We start from the raw sequence: 22,452 nt of genomic DNA, 5'->3' as shown, positions 1-22,452 counted from the left end.
CTATCCGCGAAGGTGGTCGTACTGTTGGCGCCGGTGTGGTTGCCAAGATCATTGCTTAATTCTTAGCAAACTAGGAATTATCAATGTCCAAGCAAAAAATCCGCATCCGCCTGAAGGCTTTCGATTACAAGTTGATCGACCAGTCCGCAGCCGAAATCGTTGACACTGCCAAGCGCACCGGCGCGATTGTCAAGGGTCCCGTGCCCCTGCCAACACGCATGAAGCGCTTCGATATTCTGCGTTCGCCTCACGTCAACAAGACCAGCCGCGATCAGTTCGAAATCCGCACGCACCAGCGTCTGATGGATATCGTTGATCCTACTGACAAGACTGTTGACGCTTTGATGAAGCTGGACCTGCCCGCAGGTGTGGACGTCGAAATCAAGCTGCAATAAGAGTTTTGAAAGCCTCGAAAGAGGCTTTTAAGGTCTTTGTTTAACGCGAACTTGCTTGAAAAAGCAGTTCGCGTTAAAATTTGGGGCTTCGCCTTTGATGCGAAGTTTTATTAACCTTCTTTTGTGTGCTAAGCCTTATGGGCAAAGGTACAACGCTGGGCCAATTGCAGTTTCAGCGGCAAAAGTTTTGGAGCAAACAAATGAGTCTGAGCAACTCCCTGGGGTTGCTGGGTCGCAAGGTGGGCATGATGCGTCTGTTTACTGATGATGGGGACTCCGTGCCTGTCACAGTGGTGGATGTGTCTAACAACCGCGTTACCCAGGTCAAAACCCAAGAGAACGATGGCTACGTGGCCCTGCAGGTCACGTTCGGTGCACGCAAGGCTTCTCGCGTGACCAAGCCAGCTGCTGGCCACCTCGCTAAGGCGGGCGTTGAAGCCGGTGAAGTGACCCGCGAATTCCGTGTAACTGATGAAACCGCTGGCAAGTACGCCGCTGGTGCCGTTCTGCCTGTGGCTGAACTGTTCAGCGTTGGCCAGAAAGTGGACGTGCAAGGCACTTCCATCGGTAAGGGTTACGCCGGTACGATCAAGCGCCACAACTTCTCGTCGCAGCGCGCATCGCACGGTAACAGCCGTTCGCACAATGTTCCCGGTTCTATCGGTATGGCACAAGACCCAGGTCGCGTGTTCCCCGGCAAGAAGATGACCGGTCACATGGGTGACGAAACCATCACTACTCAAAATCTCGACGTGGTTCGTATTGACGAAGCACGCCAACTGCTGTTGATCAAGGGTGCAATTCCCGGCGCTAAGGGTGGCTTTGTCTCCGTGCGTCCAGCGATCAAGGCTAAAGCTTCCAAAGGAGCGAACTAATGCAGCTCGAACTCCTGAATGAACAAGGCCAGGCTGCATCGAAGTTCGATGCTCCCGAGACTGTGTTCGGTCGTGAATTCAACGAAGATCTGGTCCACCAGCTGGTGACTGCCTACCGTGCTAACGCACGTCAAGGCACTCGCGCCCAGAAGGACCGTGAGCAAGTGCGTCACACCACTGCCAAGCCTTTCAAGCAAAAGGGTACTGGTCGTGCACGTGCTGGTATGTCCTCCTCGCCTCTGTGGCGTGGCGGCGGTCGCATCTTCCCGAATCTGCCTGAAGAAAACTTCACGCAGAAGATCAACAAGAAGATGTACCGCGCTGGTATGACAGCCATTCTGTCGCAGCTGGCCCGCGAAGGCCGTCTGGCAGTCGTGGAATCGCTGACGCTGGATACACCCAAGACCAAGGTGCTGGCTGACAAGTTCAAGGCCATGAACCTGGAGTCTTCGGTCATGGTGATCGCCGACGAAATCGACGAAAACCTGTACCTGGCATCCCGCAATCTGAAGAACGTGTTCGTGGTTGAGCCGCGCTATGCTGACCCCGTGTCGCTGGTGCACTACAAGAAAGTGCTCATCACCAAGGGTGCGATCGACAAACTCAAGGAGATGTTCGCATGAGCACACTCAAGTTTGACGAAGGTCGTCTGATGCAAGTGCTGGTCGCTCCCATCGTGTCCGAAAAGGCCACCATGGTTGCTGAAAAGTCCAATGCTGTGACGTTCAAGGTGCTGCAGAGCGCTACCAAGCACGAAATCAAGGCCGCTGTGGAATTGATGTTCAAGGTTGAAGTGGCTGGCGTTTCCGTGGTGAATACCAAGGGCAAGACCAAGCGCTTTGGCAAGACCGTTGGCCGTCGCGACAATGTTCGCAAGGCTTACGTGATGCTCAAGCCCGGTCAAGAGCTGAACCTGTCTGGGGAGGCTGCGTAATCATGGCTGTTATTAAGCTCAAACCTACGACCCCCGGCCAACGTGGCGCGGTCAAGATTTCTCGCGACCACCTGCACAAGGGTGAGGGCTTTGCCCCTCTGCTGGAACCTCAGTTCCAGAAGGCTGGTCGTAATAACAACGGTCACATTACTGTTCGCCACAAGGGCGGTGGTCACAAGCACCACTACCGCGTGGTTGACTTTACGCGTACCAAGGACGGTATCCCCGCCAAGGTCGAGCGCATTGAATACGATCCAAACCGTACGGCCCACATCGCTCTGGTGTGCTATGCCGACGGCGAGCGTCGTTACATCATTGCTCCTCGCAACCTGGAAGTGGGCGCTACGATTGTCAGCGGTTCCGACGCTCCTATCCGCGTTGGCAACACTCTGCCAATCCGTAACATCCCCGTGGGCTCGACCATCCACTGCATCGAACTGAAGATCGGTGCCGGTGCTCAGATCGCTCGCTCGGCTGGTACCTCTGCCACTCTGCTGGCTCGCGAAGGCATCTACGCTCAAGTGCGTATGCGTTCGGGTGAAGTCCGCAAGGTGCACATTGAGTGCCGCGCCACTATCGGTGAAGTCGCCAACGAAGAACACAGCCTGCGCCGTCTGGGCAAGGCCGGTGTGAAGCGCTGGATGGGTATTCGTCCTACCGTTCGCGGTGTGGTGATGAACCCTGTGGATCACCCGCACGGTGGTGGTGAAGGCAAGACCGGTGAAGGTCGTCATGCAGTTGACCCATGGGGCAACTTGACGAAGGGCTACCGTACCCGTAACAACAAGCGCACACAGACAATGATTGTGTCGCGTCGTAAAAAGTAAGGGGTAGCAAATGACACGTTCTCTCAAAAAGGGCCCATTTGTTGACCATCACTTGCTGGCTAAGGTTGAAAAAGCCGTCGCCACCAAGGATAAGAAGCCAGTGAAGACTTGGTCGCGTCGCTCGATGGTTCTGCCCGATTTCATCGGTCTGACCATTGCTGTGCACAACGGCAAGCAACACGTGCCGGTTTATGTGACTGACCAGATGGTTGGCCACAAGCTGGGTGAATTCGCGCTGACTCGTACCTTCAAGGGACACCCAGCGGACAAGAAAGCCAAGAAGTAAGGAATAGAACATGTCTGAAACACGTGCTGTTCTCCGTGGCGTCCGCTTGTCGGTTGACAAGGGTCGCCTCGTCGCGGATCTGATCCGTGGCAAGAAGGTGGATCAAGCCTTGAACATTCTCCAGTTCACACAGAAAAAAGCTGCTGTGATCCTGAAGAAGGTTCTGGAATCCGCTATCGCCAATGCTGAGCACAATGACGGCGCTGATATCGACGATCTGAAGGTTACGACCATCTACGTCGAGCAAGGCACCACGCTCAAGCGTTTCACTGCTCGCGCCAAGGGCCGTGGCAACCGCATCAGCAAGCCTACATGTCACATTTATGTGACAGTCGGTAACTGAGGCCTTAAGGAAGAATATGGGACAGAAAATCCATCCTACCGGCTTCCGCCTTGCTGTAAGCCGTAACTGGGCTAGCCGTTGGTACGCTAGCAACCGTGACTTCGCCGGCATGCTGGCTGAAGACATCAAGGTGCGTGAGTACCTGAAGGCCAAGCTGAAGAACGCTGCTGTTGCACGCGTTGTGATTGAGCGTCCTGCAAAGAGCGCCCGCATCACGATCTTCTCGGCTCGTCCTGGCGTGGTGATCGGTAAGAAGGGCGAAGACATTGAGGCCTTGAAGAAGGAACTCACTGCTCGTCTGGGCGTGCCAGTCGCTGTGAACATCGAAGAAGTGCGCAAGCCTGAAATCGATGCCAAGTTGATCGCTGATTCCATCTGCCAGCAGCTGGAAAAGCGCATCATGTTCCGCCGCGCCATGAAGCGTGCTATGCAGAACGCCATGCGTCTGGGTGCTCAAGGCATCAAGATCATGTCTTCCGGTCGTCTGAACGGTATCGAAATCGCTCGTACCGAGTGGTACCGTGAAGGCCGCGTGCCACTGCACACACTGCGCGCCGACATCGACTACGGCTTCTCCGAAGCCAAGACGACATACGGCATCATCGGTGTGAAGGTCTGGGTCTACAAGGGTGATACCTTGGGCCGTAACGATCTGCCCGCCGTTGAGACTCCCCGTCCTGACGACGAGCGTCGTCCACGTGGCCCTCGCCGCGATGGTCGTCGTGATAGCCGTGATGGCGCAGGCCGTGGTGGCCGCCGCCCCGCTGGCACCAATGCCGCTCCCGCTGACGGTAGCGACAAGCCTGCAGGCGCTGGTGCTGATTCCGTTAAGCGCGTTCGCAAGACTGACGCGCCCGCTGCAGCTGCAGCGGACGGTAAAGGAGAATAAAGATGCTGCAACCTGCTCGCCGCAAATATCGCAAGGAGCAAAAGGGTCGCAACACCGGTATTGCAACGCGTGGTAACTCCGTTGCTTTCGGTGACTTCGGCCTGAAGTCTACTGACCGTGGCCGTCTGACGGCCCGCCAGATCGAAGCCGCACGTCGTGCGATTTCCCGTCACGTGAAGCGTGGTGGTCGTATCTGGATCCGCGTGTTCCCGGACAAGCCAATCTCTACCAAGCCCGCCGAAGTGCGTATGGGTAACGGTAAGGGCAACCCCGAGTACTACGTGGCTGAAATCCAGCCTGGTAAGGTGATCTACGAAATCGTAGGCGTGCCTGAAGAGCTGGCCCGTGAAGCGTTCCGCCTGGCTGCTGCAAAGCTGCCTCTGCGCACGACCTTCGTGTCTCGTCACATTGGTGCTTAAGGAGATCAACATGACTAAATCTGCTGAACTCCGCCAAAAAGACGTGGCTGGTCTGGAAGCTGAAGTGAAGTCCTTGCAAAAGGCTCATTTCGGTCTGCGCATGCAAAAAGCCACGCAACAACTGGGCAATACAGCGACTATCAAGGCTACTCGCCGCGATATCGCTCGTGCCAAGACCATTCTTGCTGAAAAGCAAGCCGCCAAGTAAGGAGCCGACATGACGGAAGCTAAAACATCCCTCAAGCGCACCTTGATTGGCAAGGTGGTCAGCGACAAGCGTGCTAAGACTGTGACCGTTCTGGTTGAACGCCGCGTCAAGCACCCTATCTACGACAAGATCATGATCAAGTCGAGCAAGTACCACGCTCATGACGAGCAAGGTGAGTACAAGCTGGGTGACGTGGTTGAAATCACCGAGAGCCGTCCTCTCTCCAAGACCAAGAACTGGGTTGCTACCCGCTTGGTGCAAAAGGCTGCTCTGGTGTAAGCCTAACTGGCTTTCCCGGCTGCAAAGCCCTTAAAAACGACCCACAATGTTGTGGGTCGTTTTTTTATTTGGGCCGCCACAATGCGCGGCCCATGCTTTGCAACTAAGGAGATAGTCATGATTAAAGTTGGTGATGCCCTGCCCGCAGTGACCTTGATGGAATATGTGGAAGTGGAAGGTAATGGCTGCAGCCTTGGTCCCAACCCCGTCAAGCTGCCTGAAGCACTGGCTGGCAAGACTATTGCTCTGTTTGCTGTGCCCGGCGCTTTTACGCCCACATGCTCAGAGAAGCACCTGCCTGGCTATATCGCCCAGGCAGAAGAGCTCAAGGCTGCAGGCGTTGATGAAATCTGGTGCCTGGCTGTGAATGACGCTTTTGTGATGGGTGCCTGGGGCCGCGATCAGAAGGCCGGCGGCAAGGTGCGCATGATTGCTGACGGCGACGCAGCCTTTGCCAAGGCTACAGGCCTGACTCTGGACCTCAACGGCAAGGGCCTGGGTCTGCGTGCAAACCGTTTCTCCATGCTGGTCAAAGATGGCAAGGTGGCTACGCTGAATGTGGAAGGACCCGGCAAGTTCGAAGTCAGCGGCGCTGACACGATGCTGGCTCAAGCCAAGGCCTGATAACCGCCTATGTTGGATATCTCAGCCCTCAAGGAAATGCATCCTATCGTGATGACTCCTAGTCACGATGGCAAGTATTTCCATAACTATGTGATTTCCCTGCTGAATTTCTCCAGCGCCGCGCGAGAGTGTGGAATGCCGCTGGATGTGTATCTGCATCGTGGCGAGAGTCTGATCACCCGAGCTCGAAACAACTGCGTGGCCGATTTTCTGGCCAATCCGAACTGGACACACCTGTTCTGGATTGACTCTGATATTGGTTTTTCTGCGCAGGCTGCGCTCAGGTTGCTACTCAGCGACTATGACGTAGCCGCTGGTGTGTATCCGCTCAAGCGCGATCGTTGGCCGGCTGAGATGGGTGTTGCGACTGAAGGGTTGAGTGCCGAAGAAATTTTGGTGCGACATGCGCATTACACGGTAAACACCAGTGCGAATGAGGATGACTGCATCAAGATGGAAGTGCTGCCTGACGGCTTTTTAAAGCTGGAAGAGGCACCTACAGGCTTCATGGTCATCAAGCGCAATGTGTTTGAGCGAATGATGAGGCACTACCCCGAGCTGCAGTACACGCCAGACAGCGTGGGCGTGGAGGACAAGGGCCTGCACTACCGCCTCTTTGATGTGATGGTGGACCCGGTCACGCGTCGCTATCTCTCTGAGGACTATGGCTTTTGCCGTCTCTGGAGTGGCATGGGTGAACACATCTATGTTGACGCCAACTCCAACCTCTCGCACCAAGGCGCCAAGCTGTACAAGGGCAACTTTGCAGACAGCCTGACCCATGCACTGTCCTATGCCGTCAATGGCACGGCCGGGGCGAGGATGGAGCTGCACGGCTTGCAGTATCTGCAGCCTAACGAGATTGGTCCAGCTGCGTAAGCGAAAGCCTCAGCAAGCGCTGAATTAATGCAAGGCATCCGAATGCAAATTCGGATGCCTTTTCTGTTTCAGGCGCCCTTTGGCGGAGGCTTAAAGTAGAGCGGCCTTGAGATAGTGCGCCCCTGGTAAGGGGTTGTGATAATAGGGCTCAATGGACTCAAAGCCTAGCTCTTCATAGAGTGTCCGGGCTGCCTCCATGTCGTCGAGGGTGTCCAGCAGCACATGGTCGTAAGCCGCTTGGCGGGCTGTATCGAGCATGGCTTCGACCAGCTGGCGACCTAGACCCAAGCCGCGAAACGCTTGGCGCACATACAGGCGCTTCATTTCGGCAGCGTTGGGGTAGTCGCAATCGTCCAGAGGACGCAGGGCGCAGCAGCCTGCAATGCTTCCATTCACGCGCGCGAGCAGAATCTGCCCTCGTGGTCCGGAATACTCGCCGGGAAGGTTGGCGAGTTCGGTTTCGAATCCTTGAAATTTCAGGTCGATGTTCAGGCTGTCCGCATATTCCTGGAAGATCTGGCGCACAGCGTGCATATCTTCCGGAGCGGGGATCAGCAAGTCCACTGCAGGCTTGTCCACGGCAACTAGGCGATGATGAAAGAAAAGTCAGTGTAGCGGCAAGCGCGCGGCATGGTTAAAGCGGGATGGGTGACGTCAGAACTCAGAAAGCTGCGCCTTGACCTAGCTGGTGAACCCACCATGAAATGCCGCTGGCCACAACAGCCAGCGCAACGGCCAGCACCCGCGTACCCATGGTGTCGCGGGCGGAAGGCACCGGTCCATCCAGCAGCTTGTCTCCCGTCACCATGGCGGGTACTAGTTTGTCGCCTTTAAGGCTGTAGCCAATGACGGCCAGCAGGTGCAGCGCGACCAGACCGTAAATCAGATACTGCCCCCAGTGAGCGTGGTAGTTGGTGGCCTGAGAAATGAGATCGCCAGAGACAAAGCGCGTCAGCGGCCCGCTGAAGGCAATTTCGTCATCACTCAAGAGCCCGCTTGCGATCTGTGCTATCAAAATAATGAGCATTGCGATGACTGAAAGCGCACCGAGTGGGTTGTGACCCGCACGGTCTTGCGTTGTTGATGCGCCGCGTATATAGCGCTCCAGAGCCGCAGGCGACGGAATAAAGCTGCCAAAGCGCGACCAGTACCCGCCCACCACGCCCCAGAGAATGCGAAAGATCAGCAAAGCCAGAACGACCTGACCCAATATCAAATGCCAGTTCATGGCATTGCCACCCATCTTGGCGGTTATCACCAGGGCCACGATGCACGCAGCCAGTAGCCAGTGAAACAGGCGGGTTGGCAGATCCCAGACGCGCACTTTATGGGGTAGGGCAGAGGCAGGTGTGGTGGGCTGTGTCATGGTTTTATTCAGGGCTGATAGGCACAGGCATTGTGCCCTGATGGGTGGAAAACCCCGTCTGAGGCGCAGTGCGCGCTTTCATCGGCCTCTGCCATACTGCTTGGGCAGCCGCTTGCGGCATGTTGTTGAACCAAGAAAGGATAACCCGATGAAAGCTTTCTCCTCCCTGGCTCTGGCCGCTGTGGTTGCCACCGCGGCCTTGCCTGCTTCGGCGCAATTTGCCAAACCCGAAGACGCCATCAAGTACCGACAGAGCGCATTGAGCGTGCTGGGTACGCATTTCAGCCGCCTGGGCGCTATGGCCAATGGCAAGATTCCTTTTGATGCCAAGAGCGCGCAGGAAAGTGCGGAAGTCGTCGCCTTTATGTCCAAGCTGCCATGGGCTGGCTTTGGCGCGGGCACCGAAGGCGGCAAGGCCAAGCCTGAAGTGTGGAAGGAGCAGGCCAAGTTCCATGACCTGAGTGGCAAGATGGAGGCGGAAGTCGTCAAGCTCAACGCCGCTGCCAAGACCGGTAATCTGGATAACCTCAAGACCGCATTTGGCCCCGCAGCGAACAGCTGCAAGAGCTGCCACGACAGCTTCCGCAACAAGTAATTCAGCGCGATTTCAGATGCAAAAAGGAGTGCTTCGGCACTCCTTTTTCATGGATCTCTCTGCGTTACTGGCTTGGCGCAGCTGGCTCCTGGGTCTGAGTCAACCCGCTGCTGGCCTGATATTCATAATGAATGACGGCGCTGGAGTTGGCCTCAGGCAGGCTGAAGCGGATGACCTGATCTTCGCGCCAGGGCTGGATGGCTGTGTTGCTGCAGCTGCCTAGATCAGGCAAGCCTTTTGCGCCTTCTTTGCTGACCTCAACGACGGCAAATTTTTGCGGGCAGTCGCTGCCCTTGTCTTGCCTGAAGAAGATCACGTCTGCGGCCTTCAGCTCAAAACGCACCATCGTATGGTCAGGCTGCGCGAGGTGTATGGGCTGCTCAAAAGGCTGGCCGTCCAACATAAGCATTTGCTGATCGTTGGTGGTCAGCAGCCCGAAGCGTGTGGGCTGAACCATCTGGGCAAAGGCCGGGGCTTGTACTGCGGCTATGAGCAAAGCCGCCAAAGCGAAGTACTGTTTCATTGAACTCCCTCCTGTAACGCGATGTTTTTCGCATTGTCCGGTGCCCATGCTGAATTGGGGCGGCCAGCCTTGTAGGCCGAAGGAGGGAATTGATCGCTTATGCGCTGGCAGGCTCGGCCAGCAGCTTTTCAATCAGCTTGTGGAGTTCCACAAAGTCAGGCGCGCCGATGTAGCTCTTCACAATCTCGCCGCGCTTGTTGACGATGAAGGTGCTAGGCGTGAGCTTCACATCACCCCAGGCCTTGGCCACGCTGCCGGTGTTGTCCAGTGCCACCTTGAAGGGCAGCTTGCGCGATTCGACAAAGTTTACGACGTAGCTGGGCGGGTCGTAGCTCATGGCCACGGCCAGCGTGTCAAAGCCCTTGTCCTGGTACTTTTTGTAGGTGCTGATGATCTGGGGCATCTCGGCCACGCAGGTCGTGCAACTGGTCGCCCAGAAGTTCACCAGTGTCACCTTGCCTTTGAGGTCGTTGGTGGTCTTTTGGCTGCCATCCAGCAGTACAAAAGTGGATTGGGGGGCCGTGGTCTGCCCTGCGTTCGAATACACCAAAGCTCCGACGCCAATGACGGCGGCGGCCACAACGCCTGCGATCCAATTTTTGCTTGCCATAGTGATGAATTGTGCACAAAACATCAGCACCTTGCTGATCTTGTGGATTGGTGTCTGAAACAACGGCAAAGTTCAGTTTTTACTGCTTAACCCACGGGTCATCCCTAGCTTTGCAGGGCAAACCGCCCTCATGCGGCTGTTGATAATGGGTGATGAAGAAAACAGGACTTTGGGTTGCTGCGGTGCTTGCCACGGGTGGGCTGCTGGTCGCCTGTAGTCCTGCGCTGAACTGGCGCACGGCGCAGCTCAAAGATGCGCCACTGCAAGTGCTGCTGCCTTGCGATCCGCAGACGGCCAGCCGCCCGGTGGCGCTGGGTTTGGGTCAGGTGCAGATGTCGGTCTTGGGTTGCGAGGTGCAGGGCGCGACCTATGCGGTTTCGAGCTTTGCGGTGACCGAGCCTTCCCGCGCTGCAGAAGCGCTGATGTACTGGCAGCAGGCGGTGTTGGCGCAACTGAAGCCTGAAGGTGGCGCAACAACAAGTACGGCCACAAAGCTCAATGCCAGGGGCGACGGGCTCTGGGTCCCCAAGGGGGCGCTGAACCTGCCGCAATCCCAGCGTATGACGTTTGAGGGCATCAGCGCCAAAGGGCAGAAAGTGGTGGCGCATGGCCTGTGGTTTGCCCGGCTGGAGGGCCCTGGCGCGCGGGTTTATCACGCGGTGATTTATGGCAGCAAGGCCAGGCCTGCAGAGGCGGAGATGTTCTTTTCAGGCCTGCAACTGCAATAAGAGGTGTATTCAGATCATGACCTTTGCTCTTCAACTGGCCATTGGCCTTGTTTGCGACGCCAACGCGCCATAATTTGCTATTAAGAACTGTGACCACATGACCACGCGCATCCTATTGCTTACTCACGCCCCTCTGGCAGCTGCATTGCGCGAATGCGCTTTGCACGTGTTTGCGGATAGCGCTGACGATTTGCTGGCTCTGGATGTGCCTTCAGAAGAGGCGCCCGAAGCCACGCTGGAGCGTGCTCTGGCCATGCTGGTGGCGCATGGCGGGCTGGAAGCTCCTACGCTGGTGCTGACCGATCTGTTCGGGGCCACGCCCTGCAACGTCGCCCAGCGCCTGACGGGTTTGTTGCAGGCAAGGCTTGTGGCGGGTGTGAACTTGCCCATGCTTTTGCGCTCTATCGGTTACCGGCATGAGTCACTCGATGCCCTGGTCTCCCGCGCCATGGTGGGCGGCAGTCAGGGCGTGATGCAGGTCGCCAGCAGTTCAAGACAAAATCAAAGCGCACGAACTTCCAATGATCAAGACCAACATCACCATCAGCAATAAATTGGGCTTGCACGCCCGTGCATCGGCCAAGCTCACCAAGCTGGCAGGTAGTTATCCCTGCGAGGTCTGGCTAACCAAGGGCGAGCGCCGCATCAATGCCAAAAGCATCATGGGCGTGATGATGCTGGCCGCCGGCATTGGCTCTGAGCTGGAGATGGAAACGGATGGCGAGCAGGAGCAAGAAGCGATGGACGCGCTGGTCGCGCTCATCAATGACAAATTTGGCGAAGGCCAGTAAACGCTGCAGCCCTGCACAGTTGATTGACCGCGCACGGTGCGGCTGAACGATAAGTTCTTTTGATAGCAGGGAGTGCCCTGCTAACTGTAGGGTAGAGCTACTTTCGTGCTGTGATGCAGTAAGAATCAGCGCTGCACGCTGCAAAAATAAGAGCAAGAAGCAAGCAAAAAGCAATCGCGAGATTCGCGAAAGGGCATTCGCTATGACATTTGCCATCCACGGTTTGGCTGTTTCCCGAGGCATTGCCATTGGGCGTGCGGTCGTTGTGGCCTCCAGTCGAATGGAGGTGGTCCACTACTTCATTCGCCCAGATCAGGTGGAGGCTGAGATTCAGCGTGCCCGCACGGCGCGCAATGCAGTGATTGATGAACTGCGCCGCCTGCAGGAAGAAGTGCCCAAGGACGCGCCAGGCGAGCTGGACGCGTTGCTGGAAGTGCACTTGATGCTGCTGCAGGACCAGGCACTGGCCGAAGCCATTCGCAACTGGATCTCAGACCGCCTCTACAACGCCGAGTGGGCGTTGACCACGCAGCTGGAAATCATCTCGCGCCAGTTCGATGAGATGGATGACGAGTACCTGCGTGAACGCAAGGCCGATCTGGAGCAGGTAGTCGAACGCATTCTTCGTCACATGAAGGGTGCTGCAAGCCCCATCTCGCCGCCCATGGCACCTGCCGGTGTAGGTGCAGCTAGCGGCCAGCAACTGCCCCTGGATGGCACGGTAGACACTCCGCTGGTGCTGGTGGCGCAAGACCTCTCGCCAGCAGACATGCTGCAATTCAAAAGCAAGGTGTTTGCGGGCTTCATCACTGCCGTGGGCGGCAAGACCAGCCATACCGCGATTGTTGCGCGCAGCATGGATATACCGGCCGTGGTCGGCGCACGTGCGGCCAGCCAGCTGATTCGCCAGGACGACTGGGTCATCATTGATGGCAATGAAGGCGTGGTCATCGTTGATCCCACGCCCATCATTCTTGAGGAATACAGCTTTCGCCAGCGCCAGAGCGAGCTAGAGCGCGAACGCCTGGCGCGCCTGCGCTTTACACCGTCACTGACCATGGATGGGCAAAGAGTGGAGCTGCTGGCCAACATCGAGCAGCCCAGCGATGGCGCAGCCGCCGTGCGAGCCGGTGCGGTGGGGGTGGGGCTGTTTCGTACCGAATTTTTGTTCATGGGCCGCAGCGGCAACCTGCCGGGCGAAGAAGAGCAATACCGCGCCTATTGCGAGGTGATCAGCAGCATGCATGGCATGCCCGTCACTATTCGTACGCTGGACGTGGGGGCCGACAAACCGCTGGACAAGGCACAGCCCAAGGACTACTACCTCAACCCCGCATTGGGCCTGCGCGCCATTCGCTGGAGTCTGGCCGATCCCGTGATGTTCCGCACCCAGTTGCGCGCTATCTTGCGCGCCGCAGTGCATGGGCCGGTGAAGCTGCTTTTCCCCATGCTGGCGCACCGCAGTGAGATTGAGCAAACCCTGGCCCAGTTGCGTCAGGCGCAGACAGAGCTGGATACGCGCGGGCTCGCTTACGGCAAGGTCAAGCTGGGTGCCATGATTGAGATACCGGCTGCAGCCCTGACAGTGCGCAGCTTCCTCAAATACTTCGACTTTCTGTCTATAGGCACCAACGACTTGATCCAGTACACGCTGGCGATTGACCGTGCCGATGAAGCCGTCGCCCATCTCTACGATCCTATGCACCCCGCCGTGCTGCGGTTGGTGGCCGAGGTGATTGCCGCGGCCAACGCCGCCGGTAAGGAGGTTTGCGTGTGCGGGGAAATGGCAGGCGACCTGAGTATGACTCGGCTGTTGCTGGGGCTGGGGCTGCGCAGCTTTTCCATGCACCCCGCGCAGATTCTGGCCGTCAAGCAGGAAATTTTGCGAGCAGATTCCTGCAAGCTCGCGCCCTGGGCGAATGAGGTGCTCGACAGCGAAACCCCTGCGCAAATGATGGCCCACTGAGGCTTGCCGAAGGAGATATTGCGCCCCAGTTGGCAGGAGTTAAACGCGTTCAGAAAATGCCGGTGTAAAAAGCCGGCATTTTTCATGTTTTATATGAGATTGATTCTCATTTGATGTTACGATGCATTCCAGCATGTAGCGCAGATCTCTGGTGGGGCTCCCGCGCTACATGGCTCAGTTTCATCGTGGGGCGACTCGTCGGGCTTGTTCAGCTCACAGTCGTTTTTGCCAGCCAGCGGTTTGCCGGTTAGCCAGGCATTTTTTCTCGATGTGGACTCTGGCGGTTCTTCAAAAGTCATAGCGGCTAGCGCAAGCAGTTAATCAATTTCACTCTGAATGAATCACTAAAACCATAGTGATCAAGCGCAACAAGCTCCTTTTTCAGGAGCTTTATTTTTTTGCTCACATCTTGAGCTGTCCATCTGCATCAGGCATGAAAAAAGCAGCCGCAAGGGCTGCTTTTTGTGACGCCATCAGCGCTTAAACGCCAGCAGCGTGCGCTTGCTGGTCGGCGTGATAGCTCGATCGCACCATGGCGCCCACGGCGGCGTGGGTGAAGCCCATTTTGTAGGCCTCTTCCTCGAACATCTTGAAGGTGTCGGGGTGCACGTAGCGGCGCACAGGCAGGTGGCTATTGGTAGGGGCGAGGTACTGGCCAATGGTCAGCATGTCGATGTTGTGCGCACGCATGTCGCGCATCACCTGCAGGATTTCCTCGTCCGTCTCACCCAGGCCCACCATGATGCCGCTCTTGGTCGGCACATCGGGGTGCAGTTCCTTGAACTTCTTCAAGAGGTTCAGCGAGAACTGGTAGTCCGAGCCGGGACGCGCTTCCTTGTACAGGCGGGGCGCGGTTTCCAGGTTGTGGTTCATCACATCGGGCGGAGCCGACTTGAGAATCTCCAGCGCCCTGTCATCGCGGCCGCGGAAATCGGGCACCAGAATCTCGATCTGCGTGGTGGGAGAGAGTTCACGGATGTTCTTGATGCATTCCACAAAGTGGCCGGAGCCGCCGTCGCGCAGGTCGTCGCGGTCCACGCTGGTGATCACCACGTACTTCAGGCGCAGCGCAGCAATGGTGCGGGCCAGGTTCAGCGGCTCGTTCACATCCAGCGGGTCAGGGCGGCCATGGCCCACGTCGCAGAACGGGCAGCGGCGCGTGCACTTGTCGCCCATGATCATGAAAGTGGCCGTGCCCTTGCCAAAGCATTCGCCGATATTGGGGCAGCTGGCTTCTTCGCAGACGGTGTGCAAGTTGTTCTTGCGCAGGATGTCCTTGATTTCATAGAAGCGCGTGGTGGGGCTGCCAGCCTTGACGCGAATCCAGTCGGGCTTTTTCAGCACTTCGGCATGCTCGACTTTGACGGGGATGCGCGAGAGCTTGGCTGCCGCCTTTTGCTTGGCCAGCGGGTTGTAATCAGCTTGGGATTGCGCTTCGCGCACGACTTCATTGGTGCTCATGATCTTGCCTTCAGGGAGAGAGACGCGCCTTCAGCTGGCGACCCAGTACATGTGCGGCCTCGTCCCAGGTTGTCTGTACGCCGATTGTAGAAAGATCCACGGTCTTCAGTCCTGCGTATCCGCAAGGATTGATTCGCCCGTAGGGTTCCAAATCCATGTTTACATTCAGCGCGACGCCGTGGTAGGTGCTGTGGCGGCTGACCTTGATGCCCAGGGCAGCAATCTTGCCCAGACCGTCGAAATACGGCTCTGGCGCAGGGCTGCCCGCCTCGCGGTGCTGGGGGCGTTGCTCCAGCATGGCGTGGCTGCGCGGGTCTTGAAGGCGTACATAAATGCCGGGTGCTCCGGCCACGCGATGACCGGTGACGCCGAAGTGGTCCAGCGTGCGGATCACGGCGTCTTCAAGCCGGTACACATATTCTTTGACGAAATAGCCCATGCGCTGCAGATCGAGCAGGGGGTAGGCAACCACTTGTCCGGGGCCGTGATACGTAACCTGCCCACCGCGATTGGTCGCGACCACAGGAATATCGCCCGCGTTCAGAACATTCTCCGTTTTGCCGGCCAGCCCTTGCGTGAAGTGCGGTGAGTGCTCACAAATCCATAGCTCATCACGCGTGCCCGCATCGCGGTTGCGTGTGAACTCCTGCATGGCCACCACGCAGGTCTCATAGCCCGTGCGGCCCAGAAGGCGCAGGTCCATGGGTTCTGGCGGGGGCAATGCAGTCGTCTCGCCGTCGTTCACAGCACAACCTTCACCAGCGGGTGAGCGGTCAGTGCGCGGTAGGTGTCGTCCAGCTGCTCACGGCTGGTGGCCGTGATGGTGATGGTGATGCCCAGGTAGTTGCCGCCAGAGCTGGGGCGCAGCTCAATGGTGGAGGGGTCGTAGCTGGGGTCGAACTGCTTGGCGATCTGGGTAATTTCATGCACCAGATGCTCGTTCTTGACGCCCATGACCTTGATGGGGAACTGGCTCGGATACTCAATCAGCGAATCCTTGCGTGGGTCTTCTGGTTGACCGTTCTCGTTGGCGGCAGAGGTGTTTGGTGTGTCGCTCATGAGTAATCCTTGGGCTGGGATGAAAAAAAGCCGCTCAAAACGGCCAGTACATACGAAAGATTGTGCGCCACGCCTGACAGCTTCGCGCGCGTGGGCCTAATCGGCGGGGCGAGAACCTCTTGAAATGGCAAAGGCCCCAGCGAGTGGCTGACAATTCGGGGTAATCAGGTTTTCCAACTCAGGCACACTCGCGCCGCTGCGAAGCAGGGTTGCAAGATGTTGTCTGCTAGCGACAACCCTGTGGTCGTGCAAAAGACCTTTCACACATGACGGTATCAACCCTGATCGCGTGGCGGGGTTTTTACTTATAATCAGAGGCTGTGTAAAAAGTCTTTTCTAGTTCTTGCTCGGTCAGCGGTGTGAAAGAAAACATGACGAACATGCCCGCTGATTTCGATGATGAGGACGAAGTTGAGGATTTCAAGCCCCTCACTGCTCAAGAAGCTTCGGTCTGGCGCTCGCGCTTTCCGCAGGTTTCTGTCTGGCGCATTGTGGTGGTCCAGGCAATAGCAGCTGTTGTAGTGACCTTGCTTTCCTGGCTGGTTACGGGGCGGGCATCTGTGGGTTGGTCGGCGGGCTATGGAGCTTTGTCGGCGTTAGTGCCCACAGCACTGTTTGCAAGAGCTTTGGCTAAGCAGCAGCCGGATAATTCCGGAACTGCGATGGCAAGAATTTTTGGTTGGGAGCTGGTGAAGCTGGTGCTCTGTATTGCGATGTTGGTCGCTGCACCGAAGCTGGTTCCAAACCTTAGCTGGCTAGCATTGCTGGTCGGCTTGATTGTTGTAATGAAAACGTATTGGATTGCCTTTTTGGTGCGATCCGGTGTCCGAAAAACTGAAGCTTAAGAAGAGAGTTGACGATGGCCGCTGATGCGCACGCCCCAACTGCAAGTGAATACATCGTTCACCACTTGCAACACCTGCAGAACATCAAGCAGACATCAATTGTTGATTTCTCTGTCATCAACCTCGACTCCATCGTAGTCGCGGCTGCTTGCGGCGTTATTGGCCTGTTCATTCTGTGGCTGGCTGCTCGCAAGGCAACTGCTGGTGTTCCCGGCCGCTTCCAGGCTGCCGTTGAAATGCTGGTCGAGATGGTTGATACCCAGGCCAAGGCCAACATCAAGAACGCTGAATCGCGCAAATTCATCGCCCCCCTGGCGCTGACTGTGTTTGTGTGGATCTTCTTCATGAACGCCATGGACATGCTGCCTGTGGACCTGCTGCCCGTGCTGTGGCAAGTGTCGCAGGGCGACTCGCATGCTTACATGCGTGTTGTGCCTACTGCTGACCTGTCCACCACTCTGGGCCTGGCGCTGGCTGTGCTGCTGATGTGCTTCTGGTACTCGGTGAAGATCAAGGGCGCAGGCGGCTGGGCTCACGAGCTGGTCTCCGCACCTTTCGGCATGCCCAAGAATCCTCTGCTGGCTGTTCCCATGGCTATCGTGAACTTCAGCATGCAGATCATTGAATACCTCGCCAAGACGGTTTCGCACGGTATGCGACTGTTTGGCAATATGTACGCGGGTGAGCTCGTGTTCATGCTGATTGCGCTCATGGGTGGTGCTGCCGCCATGTCGCTGTCCGGTGTGTTGCTGCCTTTGGGCCACATCATTGCCGGTTCCCTCTGGGCGATTTTCCACATCCTGATCATCACCCTGCAGGCCTTTATCTTCATGATGCTGACGCTGATTTATCTCGGCCAGGCGCATGAGGCTCACTAAACCCTCTAGGTTTCCCTTTTCACTTTCACTTTCGCTTACTTAAGGAATCATCATGGAAAACATTAACGGCTTGGTCGCTCTGGCTTGTGCTTTCATCGTCGGTCTGGGAGCCATCGGTGCTTCTATCGGTATCGCTCTGATGGGTGGCAAGTTCCTGGAATCTTCGGCTCGCCAGCCTGAGCTGATCAACGAACTGCAAACCAAGATGTTCATCTTGGCCGGTCTGATCGATGCTGCGTTCCTGATCGGCGTGGCTATCGCTCTGCTGTTCGCTTTCGCAAACCCCTTCGTCGCTTAATCGCTCGCCGTTCAACACTCAATAGAAAGGTGTTGCCGTGAGTATCAACGCGACCCTGTTCGTTCAGTGCATTGTTTTCCTGATCCTGGTGATCTTCACGATGAAATTCGTGTGGCCCCCGATCGCGAAAGCTTTGGATGAGCGAGCCCAGAAAATCGCCGATGGCCTCGCTGCTGCTGACAAAGCCAAAACTGAATTGACCGCTGTCAACAAGCGTGTCGAGCAGGAATTGGCCCAAACGCGCAATGAAACGGCGTCGCGTCTTGCGGACGCTGAAAGCCGTGGCCAGGCCATCATCGACGAAGCCAAGGCCCGTGCGACAGAAGAAGGCAACAAGATTGTTGCTGCTGCTCGCGCCGAAGCCGAACAGCAAGCCATTGCTGCCCGTGAAGCCCTGCGTGAGCAAGTGGCAGTACTGGCTGTAAAGGGTGCCGAGCAGATCCTGCAAAAGGAAGTCAATGCCGGTGTCCATGCTGATCTGCTGAACCGCCTGAAGACAGAGCTGTAAGGAAGCAACGAAATGGCAGAACTCGCCACCATTGCCCGCCCTTACGCTGAAGCATTGTTCAAAGCCTGCACCGATCAAGGTGCGGATTTGAACAGCACTGTCGCTTGGGTGGAGGAATTGGCGGCGATTGCCGCCAATCCGCAATTGCGCCAACTGGCTGACAGCCCCAATGTGTCGAAGACTCAGGTGTTCGATGTCATCGCGGGTGTCGCCAAGTCGGCATTGCCCGAGACTGCGCACAATTTCCTGCGCGTAGTTCTCGAAAACGGCCGTCTGGACGTGCTGCCTGAAGTGGCAGCTCAGTTCCGCAGCCTCGTGAACAGCAAGAGCGGCTCTTCGGATGCCGTGGTGTACAGCGCTTTCCCCATTGAGGATGCAGCGCTGGCCGAGCTTGGCGCCACGCTGAATAAGCGCTTTGGCCGCAAGCTGAATCTCACCGTGAAGCTGGATGAATCGCTGATCGGTGGCGTTCGCGTCGTGGTGGGCGACGAGGTGCTGGACACCTCCGTCAAGGCCCGTCTGGAACAAATGAAAGCGGCCCTCACCGCGTAATGCGCTTGAGGTCTCGGCTAACACACAAGAAAGAAGGAAAGAGTCATGCAACTCAATCCCGCAGAAATTTCTGAACTGATCAAGAGCCGCATCGAAGGTCTGGCTGCTAGCACTGACGTCCGTAACCAAGGCACCGTGGTGTCGGTGACCGACGGTATCGTGCGCGTGCACGGCCTGTCGGACGTGATGGCTGGCGAAATGCTGGAATTCCCAGCTGCTCCTGATGGTCAGCCTACTTTTGGTCTGGCTCTGAATCTGGAGCGCGACTCCGTCGGCGCCGTGATTCTGGGTGCTTACGAGCACATCGCAGAAGGCAACACCGTCAAGTGCACCGGCCGTATTCTGGAAGTTCCAGTCGGTCCTGAACTGATCGGCCGCGTGGTGAATGCTCTGGGTCAGCCTATCGACGGCAAGGGCCCCATCAACGCCAAGATGACGGACGTGATCGAAAAGGTTGCTCCTGGTGTGATCGCACGTCAATCCGTGGATCAGCCTCTGCAAACTGGTATCAAGTCCATCGACTCCATGGTTCCCGTGGGTCGTGGTCAGCGCGAGCTGATCATTGGTGACCGCCAGACTGGTAAGACGGCCGTCGCTATCGACGCCATCATCAACCAAAAGGGTCAAGGCGTTACCTGCGTGTACGTGGCTATTGGTCAGAAGGCTTCTTCGATCAAGAACGTCGTGCGCTCGCTGGAACAAGCTGGCGCGATGGATTACACCATCGTCGTGGCTGCTACCGCTTCTGAATCTGCTGCGATGCAGTACGTGTCGGCCTACTCTGGCTGCACGATGGGCGAATACTTCCGTGACCGCGGTGAAGATGCACTGATCGTTTATGACGATCTGTCCAAGCAAGCTGTGGCTTACCGTCAGGTTTCGCTGCTGTTGCGCCGCCCACCAGGCCGTGAAGCTTTCCCCGGCGACGTGTTCTATCTCCACAGCCGTCTGCTGGAGCGTGCCGCTCGCGTGAACGCCGACTACGTCGAAGCCTTCACCAAGGGTGAAGTCAAGGGCAAGACCGGTTCCCTGACAGCTCTGCCTATCATCGAAACACAAGCTGGCGACGTGTCCGCTTTCGTTCCTACGAACGTGATTTCGATTACTGACGGCCAGATCTTCCTGGAAACCAGCCTGTTCAACGCAGGTGTGCGTCCCGCTATTAACGCCGGTATCTCCGTGTCCCGCGTGGGTGGTTCCGCTCAGACCAAGGTTGTGAAGGGCCTGTCCGGCGGTATCCGTACCGACTTGGCACAGTACCGTGAACTGGCTGCTTTCGCACAGTTCGCTTCCGATCTGGACGCAGCGACTCGCCAGCAACTGGACCGTGGCGCCCGTGTGACTGAACTGCTCAAGCAAGCTCAGTACTCGCCCCTGTCGACCGCTCTGATGGCCTCTTCGCTGTTCGCAGTGAACAAGGGCTTCATGGACGACATCGAAGTCAAGCAAGTTCTGCCTTTCGAAGCTGGTCTGCATCAGCTGCTGAAGACTAGCTACAGCGCCTTGCTCGACCGTCTGAACGAAAAGCGTGCTTTCGACAAGGAAGGCAAGGACGAAGCTGAACTGACTGCAGCCATTACTGCATTCAAGAAGTCCTTCGCTTAATACTGGCGAGGAGTCATCATGGCAGCAGGTAAGGAAATACGCGGCAAGATCAAATCGGTGGAAAACACCAAGAAGATCACCAAAGCCATGGAAATGGTTGCTGCATCCAAAATGCGCAAGGCGCAGGAACGGATGCTGGCAGCCCGTCCATACAGCGAAAAAATCCGCAACATTGCAGCCCATCTTGGCGAAGCCAACCCTGAATATGTGCATCCGTTCATGCAAGTGAACGATGCCAAAAAGGTCGGCGTCATCGTAGTGACGACCGACAAGGGTTTGTGCGGCGGTATGAACACCAACGTGTTGCGTATCGTCACCAACAAGTTGCGCGAAATGCAGGATGCGGGCATTGCGACAGAGGCAGTGGCCATTGGCGGCAAGGGAATGGGTTTCCTGAACCGAGTCGGCGCCAAGGTGGTCTCCCACGCTACAGGCCTGGGCGACACGCCTCATCTCGACAAGCTCATTGGGCCTGTCAAGGTGTTGCTGGACCAATATGCTGAAGGCAAGTTGAGCGCGGTGTACCTCTCGTACACCAAGTTCATCAACACCATGAAGCAGGAGTCGGTGGTGGAGCAGCTGCTCCCCCTGTCGTCCGACAAGATGCAAGCCGAGAAGACCGGTACTGCTTGGGAATACATCTACGAGCCTGACGCTCAAACCGTCATCGACGAACTGCTGGTTCGTTACGTAGAGTCCCTCGTGTACCAGGCCGTTGCGGAAAACATGGCGTCCGAGCAATCGGCGCGCATGGTGGCCATGAAGGCCGCGACCGACAACGCAGGTAGTGTCATTGGCGAGTTGAAGCTGATCTACAACAAGACGCGTCAGGCAGCGATTACGACCGAGTTGTCGGAAATCGTGGCAGGCGCAGCCGCTGTGTAAACGGCTTTAACGAACAAACAGATTGGAGCAAAGAATGGCTCAAGTACAAGGCAAGATTGTTCAATGTATCGGCGCCGTGGTGGACGTGGAATTTGCCCACGGCCAGGTGCCCAAGGTGTATGACGCCTTGAAGCTGGAAGGTACAGCCCTGACCCTGGAAGTTCAGCAGCAGCTGGGCGACGGCGTGGTGCGTACCATTGCCCTGGGTTCTTCCGACGGTATCAAGCGTGGCCTGATGGTCACGAACACCGGCAACCCCATCACCGTGCCCGTGGGCAAGGCGACTCTGGGCCGCATCATGGACGTGCTGGGTAACCCCATCGACGAACGTGGCGATGTGGACCAGACCCTGACTGCCCCTATCCACCGCAAGGCTCCTGCGTACGACGAACTGTCGCCTTCGCAAGAACTGCTGGAAACCGGCATCAAGGTGATCGACTTGATCTCTCCTTTCGCCAAGGGCGGCAAGGTGGGTCTGTTCGGTGGCGCCGGTGTGGGCAAGACCGTGAACATGATGGAACTCATCAACAACATCGCCAAGGGCCACGGTGGTCTGTCGGTGTTTGCTGGTGTGGGCGAACGTACCCGTGAAGGTAATGACTTCTATCACGAAATGTCGGACGCCGGCGTCGTGAACCAAGCCAACCTGAACGAATCCAAAGTGGCCATGGTTTACGGCCAGATGAACGAGCCACCAGGCAACCGTCTGCGCGTTGCGCTGACCGGTCTGACCATGGCCGAAGCCTTCCGTGACGAAGGCAAGGACGTGCTGTTCTTCGTGGACAACATCTACCGCTACACACTGGCCGGTACCGAAGTGTCCG

The 22,452-nt window shown here is 57.0% G+C and carries 32 protein-coding genes and 1 pseudogene; 26 read left to right on the top strand and 7 right to left on the bottom strand.

The features are described from left to right. The first annotated feature begins 83 nt into the window (after nt 1–83). The 13 genes from rpsJ to RSF91_RS17675 all read left to right on the top strand — a co-directional run bounded on the left by rpsJ (nt 84) and on the right by RSF91_RS17675 (nt 6,958). Complete coding sequence (gene rpsJ, locus RSF91_RS17735) at nt 84–395, top strand: 30S ribosomal protein S10 (RefSeq protein ID WP_003059431.1); 312 nt, start codon at nt 84–86, stop codon at nt 393–395. Between the two features lie 200 nt (nt 396–595). Then, complete coding sequence (rplC, locus tag RSF91_RS17730; protein ID WP_332569651.1) at nt 596–1,270, top strand: 50S ribosomal protein L3; 675 nt, start codon at nt 596–598, stop codon at nt 1,268–1,270. Then, nucleotides 1,270–1,893: a 50S ribosomal protein L4 gene (gene rplD, locus RSF91_RS17725; RefSeq protein ID WP_332569650.1), complete on the top strand. Its 624-nt coding sequence runs from the start codon at nt 1,270–1,272 to the stop codon at nt 1,891–1,893. Before rplC ends, rplD begins: the two co-directional genes overlap by 1 nt. Further along, the gene (gene rplW, locus RSF91_RS17720; RefSeq protein WP_332569649.1) at nt 1,890–2,204 is read left to right on the top strand and encodes a 50S ribosomal protein L23; all 315 of its coding nucleotides are present in this window, start codon (nt 1,890–1,892) and stop codon (nt 2,202–2,204) included. Before rplD ends, rplW begins: the two co-directional genes overlap by 4 nt. A 2-nt stretch (nt 2,205–2,206) precedes the next feature. Then, nucleotides 2,207–3,031, top strand: coding sequence for a 50S ribosomal protein L2 (rplB, locus tag RSF91_RS17715; RefSeq protein WP_099739881.1), 825 nt, complete (start codon nt 2,207–2,209; stop codon nt 3,029–3,031). A 10-nt stretch (nt 3,032–3,041) separates the two neighbouring features. Next, the gene (gene rpsS / locus RSF91_RS17710) at nt 3,042–3,317 is read left to right on the top strand and encodes a 30S ribosomal protein S19 (RefSeq protein ID WP_099739882.1); all 276 of its coding nucleotides are present in this window, start codon (nt 3,042–3,044) and stop codon (nt 3,315–3,317) included. 10 nt (nt 3,318–3,327) lie between these two features. Continuing rightward, nucleotides 3,328–3,660, top strand: coding sequence for a 50S ribosomal protein L22 (rplV, locus tag RSF91_RS17705; protein WP_099739883.1), 333 nt, complete (start codon nt 3,328–3,330; stop codon nt 3,658–3,660). A 16-nt stretch (nt 3,661–3,676) separates the two neighbouring features. Continuing rightward, nucleotides 3,677–4,549, top strand: a complete 873-nt coding sequence (gene rpsC / locus RSF91_RS17700; RefSeq protein WP_099739884.1) for a 30S ribosomal protein S3 — start codon at nt 3,677–3,679, stop codon at nt 4,547–4,549. A gap of 2 nt (nt 4,550–4,551) precedes the next feature. Continuing rightward, nucleotides 4,552–4,968, top strand: a complete 417-nt coding sequence (rplP, locus tag RSF91_RS17695) for a 50S ribosomal protein L16 (protein ID WP_099739885.1) — start codon at nt 4,552–4,554, stop codon at nt 4,966–4,968. A 10-nt stretch (nt 4,969–4,978) separates the two neighbouring features. Further along, nucleotides 4,979–5,176 (top strand): 50S ribosomal protein L29, encoded by a 198-nt coding sequence (rpmC, locus tag RSF91_RS17690; protein WP_003059403.1) that lies wholly within the window; start codon nt 4,979–4,981, stop codon nt 5,174–5,176. A 9-nt stretch (nt 5,177–5,185) separates the two neighbouring features. Further along, complete coding sequence (gene rpsQ, locus RSF91_RS17685) at nt 5,186–5,455, top strand: 30S ribosomal protein S17 (protein ID WP_003059401.1); 270 nt, start codon at nt 5,186–5,188, stop codon at nt 5,453–5,455. 117 nt (nt 5,456–5,572) lie between these two features. Beyond that, nucleotides 5,573–6,079, top strand: a complete 507-nt coding sequence (locus tag RSF91_RS17680) for a peroxiredoxin (protein ID WP_332569648.1) — start codon at nt 5,573–5,575, stop codon at nt 6,077–6,079. 9 nt (nt 6,080–6,088) lie between these two features. Continuing rightward, nucleotides 6,089–6,958 (top strand): hypothetical protein, encoded by an 870-nt coding sequence (locus RSF91_RS17675; RefSeq protein ID WP_332569647.1) that lies wholly within the window; start codon nt 6,089–6,091, stop codon nt 6,956–6,958. 90 nt (nt 6,959–7,048) lie between these two features. Here the strand turns inward: RSF91_RS17675 and RSF91_RS17670 are convergent, their stop codons facing one another. Then, on the bottom strand, nt 7,049–7,537 hold the full coding sequence (locus tag RSF91_RS17670; protein ID WP_332569646.1) for a GNAT family N-acetyltransferase: 489 nt from the start codon (nt 7,535–7,537) through the stop codon (nt 7,049–7,051). Between the two features lie 82 nt (nt 7,538–7,619). Next, on the bottom strand, nt 7,620–8,324 hold the full coding sequence (locus RSF91_RS17665; RefSeq protein ID WP_332569645.1) for a cytochrome b/b6 domain-containing protein: 705 nt from the start codon (nt 8,322–8,324) through the stop codon (nt 7,620–7,622). 148 nt (nt 8,325–8,472) lie between these two features. Between RSF91_RS17665 and RSF91_RS17660 the strand changes: the two genes are divergently transcribed. Beyond that, complete coding sequence (locus RSF91_RS17660) at nt 8,473–8,919, top strand: c-type cytochrome (RefSeq protein WP_332569644.1); 447 nt, start codon at nt 8,473–8,475, stop codon at nt 8,917–8,919. Nucleotides 8,920–8,983: 64 nt separating this feature from the next. Here the strand turns inward: RSF91_RS17660 and RSF91_RS17655 are convergent, their stop codons facing one another. Then, nucleotides 8,984–9,442, bottom strand: coding sequence for a hypothetical protein (locus RSF91_RS17655; protein ID WP_332569643.1), 459 nt, complete (start codon nt 9,440–9,442; stop codon nt 8,984–8,986). Between the two features lie 97 nt (nt 9,443–9,539). Next, nucleotides 9,540–10,052, bottom strand: a complete 513-nt coding sequence (locus tag RSF91_RS17650) for a TlpA disulfide reductase family protein (protein WP_332569642.1) — start codon at nt 10,050–10,052, stop codon at nt 9,540–9,542. 152 nt (nt 10,053–10,204) lie between these two features. On the opposite strand from RSF91_RS17650, the gene RSF91_RS17645 reads away from it, so the two are divergent. The 4 genes from RSF91_RS17645 to ptsP all read left to right on the top strand — a co-directional run bounded on the left by RSF91_RS17645 (nt 10,205) and on the right by ptsP (nt 13,537). Beyond that, nucleotides 10,205–10,780 (top strand): hypothetical protein, encoded by a 576-nt coding sequence (locus RSF91_RS17645; RefSeq protein WP_332569641.1) that lies wholly within the window; start codon nt 10,205–10,207, stop codon nt 10,778–10,780. 97 nt (nt 10,781–10,877) lie between these two features. Further along, a complete protein-coding gene (locus tag RSF91_RS17640; protein WP_099739892.1) occupies nt 10,878–11,333 on the top strand; it encodes a PTS sugar transporter subunit IIA in 456 nt (151 codons plus the stop codon). Further along, nucleotides 11,302–11,571, top strand: a complete 270-nt coding sequence (locus tag RSF91_RS17635) for an HPr family phosphocarrier protein (protein ID WP_099739893.1) — start codon at nt 11,302–11,304, stop codon at nt 11,569–11,571. The genes RSF91_RS17640 and RSF91_RS17635 overlap by 32 nt, the downstream gene beginning before the upstream one ends. 202 nt (nt 11,572–11,773) lie before the next feature. Beyond that, nucleotides 11,774–13,537: a phosphoenolpyruvate--protein phosphotransferase gene (ptsP, locus tag RSF91_RS17630; protein ID WP_332569640.1), complete on the top strand. Its 1,764-nt coding sequence runs from the start codon at nt 11,774–11,776 to the stop codon at nt 13,535–13,537. 480 nt (nt 13,538–14,017) lie between these two features. Here ptsP and lipA read toward each other — a convergent pair whose 3' ends face one another. Genes lipA through RSF91_RS17615 form a run of 3 tightly spaced genes read right to left on the bottom strand, consistent with a single transcriptional unit; the run spans nt 14,018 to nt 16,057 of the window. Next, on the bottom strand, nt 14,018–14,998 hold the full coding sequence (lipA, locus tag RSF91_RS17625; RefSeq protein WP_332569639.1) for a lipoyl synthase: 981 nt from the start codon (nt 14,996–14,998) through the stop codon (nt 14,018–14,020). Between the two features lie 10 nt (nt 14,999–15,008). Next, entirely contained in the window at nt 15,009–15,701 is a 693-nt protein-coding gene (gene lipB, locus RSF91_RS17620) for a lipoyl(octanoyl) transferase LipB (RefSeq protein ID WP_332569652.1), read from the bottom strand. A 38-nt stretch (nt 15,702–15,739) separates the two neighbouring features. Continuing rightward, nucleotides 15,740–16,057, bottom strand: a complete 318-nt coding sequence (locus tag RSF91_RS17615) for a YbeD family protein (RefSeq protein WP_332569638.1) — start codon at nt 16,055–16,057, stop codon at nt 15,740–15,742. 371 nt (nt 16,058–16,428) lie between these two features. Here RSF91_RS17615 and RSF91_RS17610 point away from each other — a divergent pair, with 371 nt between their 5' ends. From RSF91_RS17610 to RSF91_RS17575, 8 genes and pseudogenes are all read left to right on the top strand, one after another. Further along, complete coding sequence (locus RSF91_RS17610) at nt 16,429–16,902, top strand: ATP synthase subunit I (protein WP_332569637.1); 474 nt, start codon at nt 16,429–16,431, stop codon at nt 16,900–16,902. A gap of 14 nt (nt 16,903–16,916) precedes the next feature. After that, on the top strand, nt 16,917–17,780 hold the full coding sequence (atpB, locus tag RSF91_RS17605) for a F0F1 ATP synthase subunit A (protein WP_332569636.1): 864 nt from the start codon (nt 16,917–16,919) through the stop codon (nt 17,778–17,780). A gap of 52 nt (nt 17,781–17,832) precedes the next feature. Further along, nucleotides 17,833–18,078, top strand: coding sequence for a F0F1 ATP synthase subunit C (atpE, locus tag RSF91_RS17600; RefSeq protein ID WP_169107913.1), 246 nt, complete (start codon nt 17,833–17,835; stop codon nt 18,076–18,078). A 37-nt stretch (nt 18,079–18,115) separates the two neighbouring features. Next, nucleotides 18,116–18,586 (top strand): F0F1 ATP synthase subunit B, encoded by a 471-nt coding sequence (locus RSF91_RS17595; protein WP_332569635.1) that lies wholly within the window; start codon nt 18,116–18,118, stop codon nt 18,584–18,586. A 12-nt stretch (nt 18,587–18,598) separates the two neighbouring features. Continuing rightward, complete coding sequence (locus tag RSF91_RS17590; RefSeq protein WP_332569634.1) at nt 18,599–19,138, top strand: F0F1 ATP synthase subunit delta; 540 nt, start codon at nt 18,599–18,601, stop codon at nt 19,136–19,138. A gap of 45 nt (nt 19,139–19,183) precedes the next feature. Beyond that, nucleotides 19,184–20,743 carry a F0F1 ATP synthase subunit alpha gene (gene atpA, locus RSF91_RS17585; protein ID WP_332569633.1) on the top strand — a complete coding sequence of 520 codons (1,560 nt, stop codon included), beginning with the start codon at nt 19,184–19,186 and terminating at the stop codon, nt 20,741–20,743. An 18-nt stretch (nt 20,744–20,761) separates the two neighbouring features. Continuing rightward, nucleotides 20,762–21,628, top strand: coding sequence for a F0F1 ATP synthase subunit gamma (gene atpG / locus RSF91_RS17580; protein WP_169107909.1), 867 nt, complete (start codon nt 20,762–20,764; stop codon nt 21,626–21,628). Nucleotides 21,629–21,662: 34 nt separating this feature from the next. Next, nucleotides 21,663–22,452, top strand: a pseudogene (locus RSF91_RS17575) (F0F1 ATP synthase subunit beta); the annotation flags it as partial.

The organism is Comamonas sp., assembly GCF_036643215.1.
Classification (GTDB): domain Bacteria; phylum Pseudomonadota; class Gammaproteobacteria; order Burkholderiales; family Burkholderiaceae_C; genus Comamonas.
This window is presented reverse-complemented; position numbering and strand designations above follow the sequence as displayed.

Bases quoted from the DNA above. Each gene is read 5' to 3' on its own strand.
- rpsJ (WP_003059431.1), top strand. From the start codon at position 84: ATGTCCAAGCAAAAAATCCGCATCCGCCTGAAGGCTTTCGATTACAAG.
- rplC (WP_332569651.1), top strand. From the start codon at position 596: ATGAGTCTGAGCAACTCCCTGGGGTTGCTGGGTCGCAAGGTGGGCATG.
- rplD (WP_332569650.1), top strand. From the start codon at position 1,270: ATGCAGCTCGAACTCCTGAATGAACAAGGCCAGGCTGCATCGAAGTTC.
- rplW (WP_332569649.1), top strand. From the start codon at position 1,890: ATGAGCACACTCAAGTTTGACGAAGGTCGTCTGATGCAAGTGCTGGTC.
- rplB (WP_099739881.1), top strand. From the start codon at position 2,207: ATGGCTGTTATTAAGCTCAAACCTACGACCCCCGGCCAACGTGGCGCG.
- rpsS (WP_099739882.1), top strand. From the start codon at position 3,042: ATGACACGTTCTCTCAAAAAGGGCCCATTTGTTGACCATCACTTGCTG.
- rplV (WP_099739883.1), top strand. From the start codon at position 3,328: ATGTCTGAAACACGTGCTGTTCTCCGTGGCGTCCGCTTGTCGGTTGAC.
- rpsC (WP_099739884.1), top strand. From the start codon at position 3,677: ATGGGACAGAAAATCCATCCTACCGGCTTCCGCCTTGCTGTAAGCCGT.
- rplP (WP_099739885.1), top strand. From the start codon at position 4,552: ATGCTGCAACCTGCTCGCCGCAAATATCGCAAGGAGCAAAAGGGTCGC.
- rpmC (WP_003059403.1), top strand. From the start codon at position 4,979: ATGACTAAATCTGCTGAACTCCGCCAAAAAGACGTGGCTGGTCTGGAA.
- rpsQ (WP_003059401.1), top strand. From the start codon at position 5,186: ATGACGGAAGCTAAAACATCCCTCAAGCGCACCTTGATTGGCAAGGTG.
- RSF91_RS17680 (WP_332569648.1), top strand. From the start codon at position 5,573: ATGATTAAAGTTGGTGATGCCCTGCCCGCAGTGACCTTGATGGAATAT.
- RSF91_RS17675 (WP_332569647.1), top strand. From the start codon at position 6,089: ATGTTGGATATCTCAGCCCTCAAGGAAATGCATCCTATCGTGATGACT.
- RSF91_RS17665 (WP_332569645.1), bottom strand. From the start codon at position 8,324: ATGACACAGCCCACCACACCTGCCTCTGCCCTACCCCATAAAGTGCGC.
- RSF91_RS17660 (WP_332569644.1), top strand. From the start codon at position 8,473: ATGAAAGCTTTCTCCTCCCTGGCTCTGGCCGCTGTGGTTGCCACCGCG.
- RSF91_RS17655 (WP_332569643.1), bottom strand. From the start codon at position 9,442: ATGAAACAGTACTTCGCTTTGGCGGCTTTGCTCATAGCCGCAGTACAA.
- RSF91_RS17650 (WP_332569642.1), bottom strand. From the start codon at position 10,052: ATGGCAAGCAAAAATTGGATCGCAGGCGTTGTGGCCGCCGCCGTCATT.
- RSF91_RS17645 (WP_332569641.1), top strand. From the start codon at position 10,205: ATGAAGAAAACAGGACTTTGGGTTGCTGCGGTGCTTGCCACGGGTGGG.
- RSF91_RS17640 (WP_099739892.1), top strand. From the start codon at position 10,878: ATGACCACGCGCATCCTATTGCTTACTCACGCCCCTCTGGCAGCTGCA.
- RSF91_RS17635 (WP_099739893.1), top strand. From the start codon at position 11,302: ATGATCAAGACCAACATCACCATCAGCAATAAATTGGGCTTGCACGCC.
- ptsP (WP_332569640.1), top strand. From the start codon at position 11,774: ATGACATTTGCCATCCACGGTTTGGCTGTTTCCCGAGGCATTGCCATT.
- lipA (WP_332569639.1), bottom strand. From the start codon at position 14,998: ATGAGCACCAATGAAGTCGTGCGCGAAGCGCAATCCCAAGCTGATTAC.
- lipB (WP_332569652.1), bottom strand. From the start codon at position 15,701: ATGGACCTGCGCCTTCTGGGCCGCACGGGCTATGAGACCTGCGTGGTG.
- RSF91_RS17615 (WP_332569638.1), bottom strand. From the start codon at position 16,057: ATGAGCGACACACCAAACACCTCTGCCGCCAACGAGAACGGTCAACCA.
- RSF91_RS17610 (WP_332569637.1), top strand. From the start codon at position 16,429: ATGACGAACATGCCCGCTGATTTCGATGATGAGGACGAAGTTGAGGAT.
- atpB (WP_332569636.1), top strand. From the start codon at position 16,917: ATGGCCGCTGATGCGCACGCCCCAACTGCAAGTGAATACATCGTTCAC.
- atpE (WP_169107913.1), top strand. From the start codon at position 17,833: ATGGAAAACATTAACGGCTTGGTCGCTCTGGCTTGTGCTTTCATCGTC.
- RSF91_RS17590 (WP_332569634.1), top strand. From the start codon at position 18,599: ATGGCAGAACTCGCCACCATTGCCCGCCCTTACGCTGAAGCATTGTTC.
- atpA (WP_332569633.1), top strand. From the start codon at position 19,184: ATGCAACTCAATCCCGCAGAAATTTCTGAACTGATCAAGAGCCGCATC.
- atpG (WP_169107909.1), top strand. From the start codon at position 20,762: ATGGCAGCAGGTAAGGAAATACGCGGCAAGATCAAATCGGTGGAAAAC.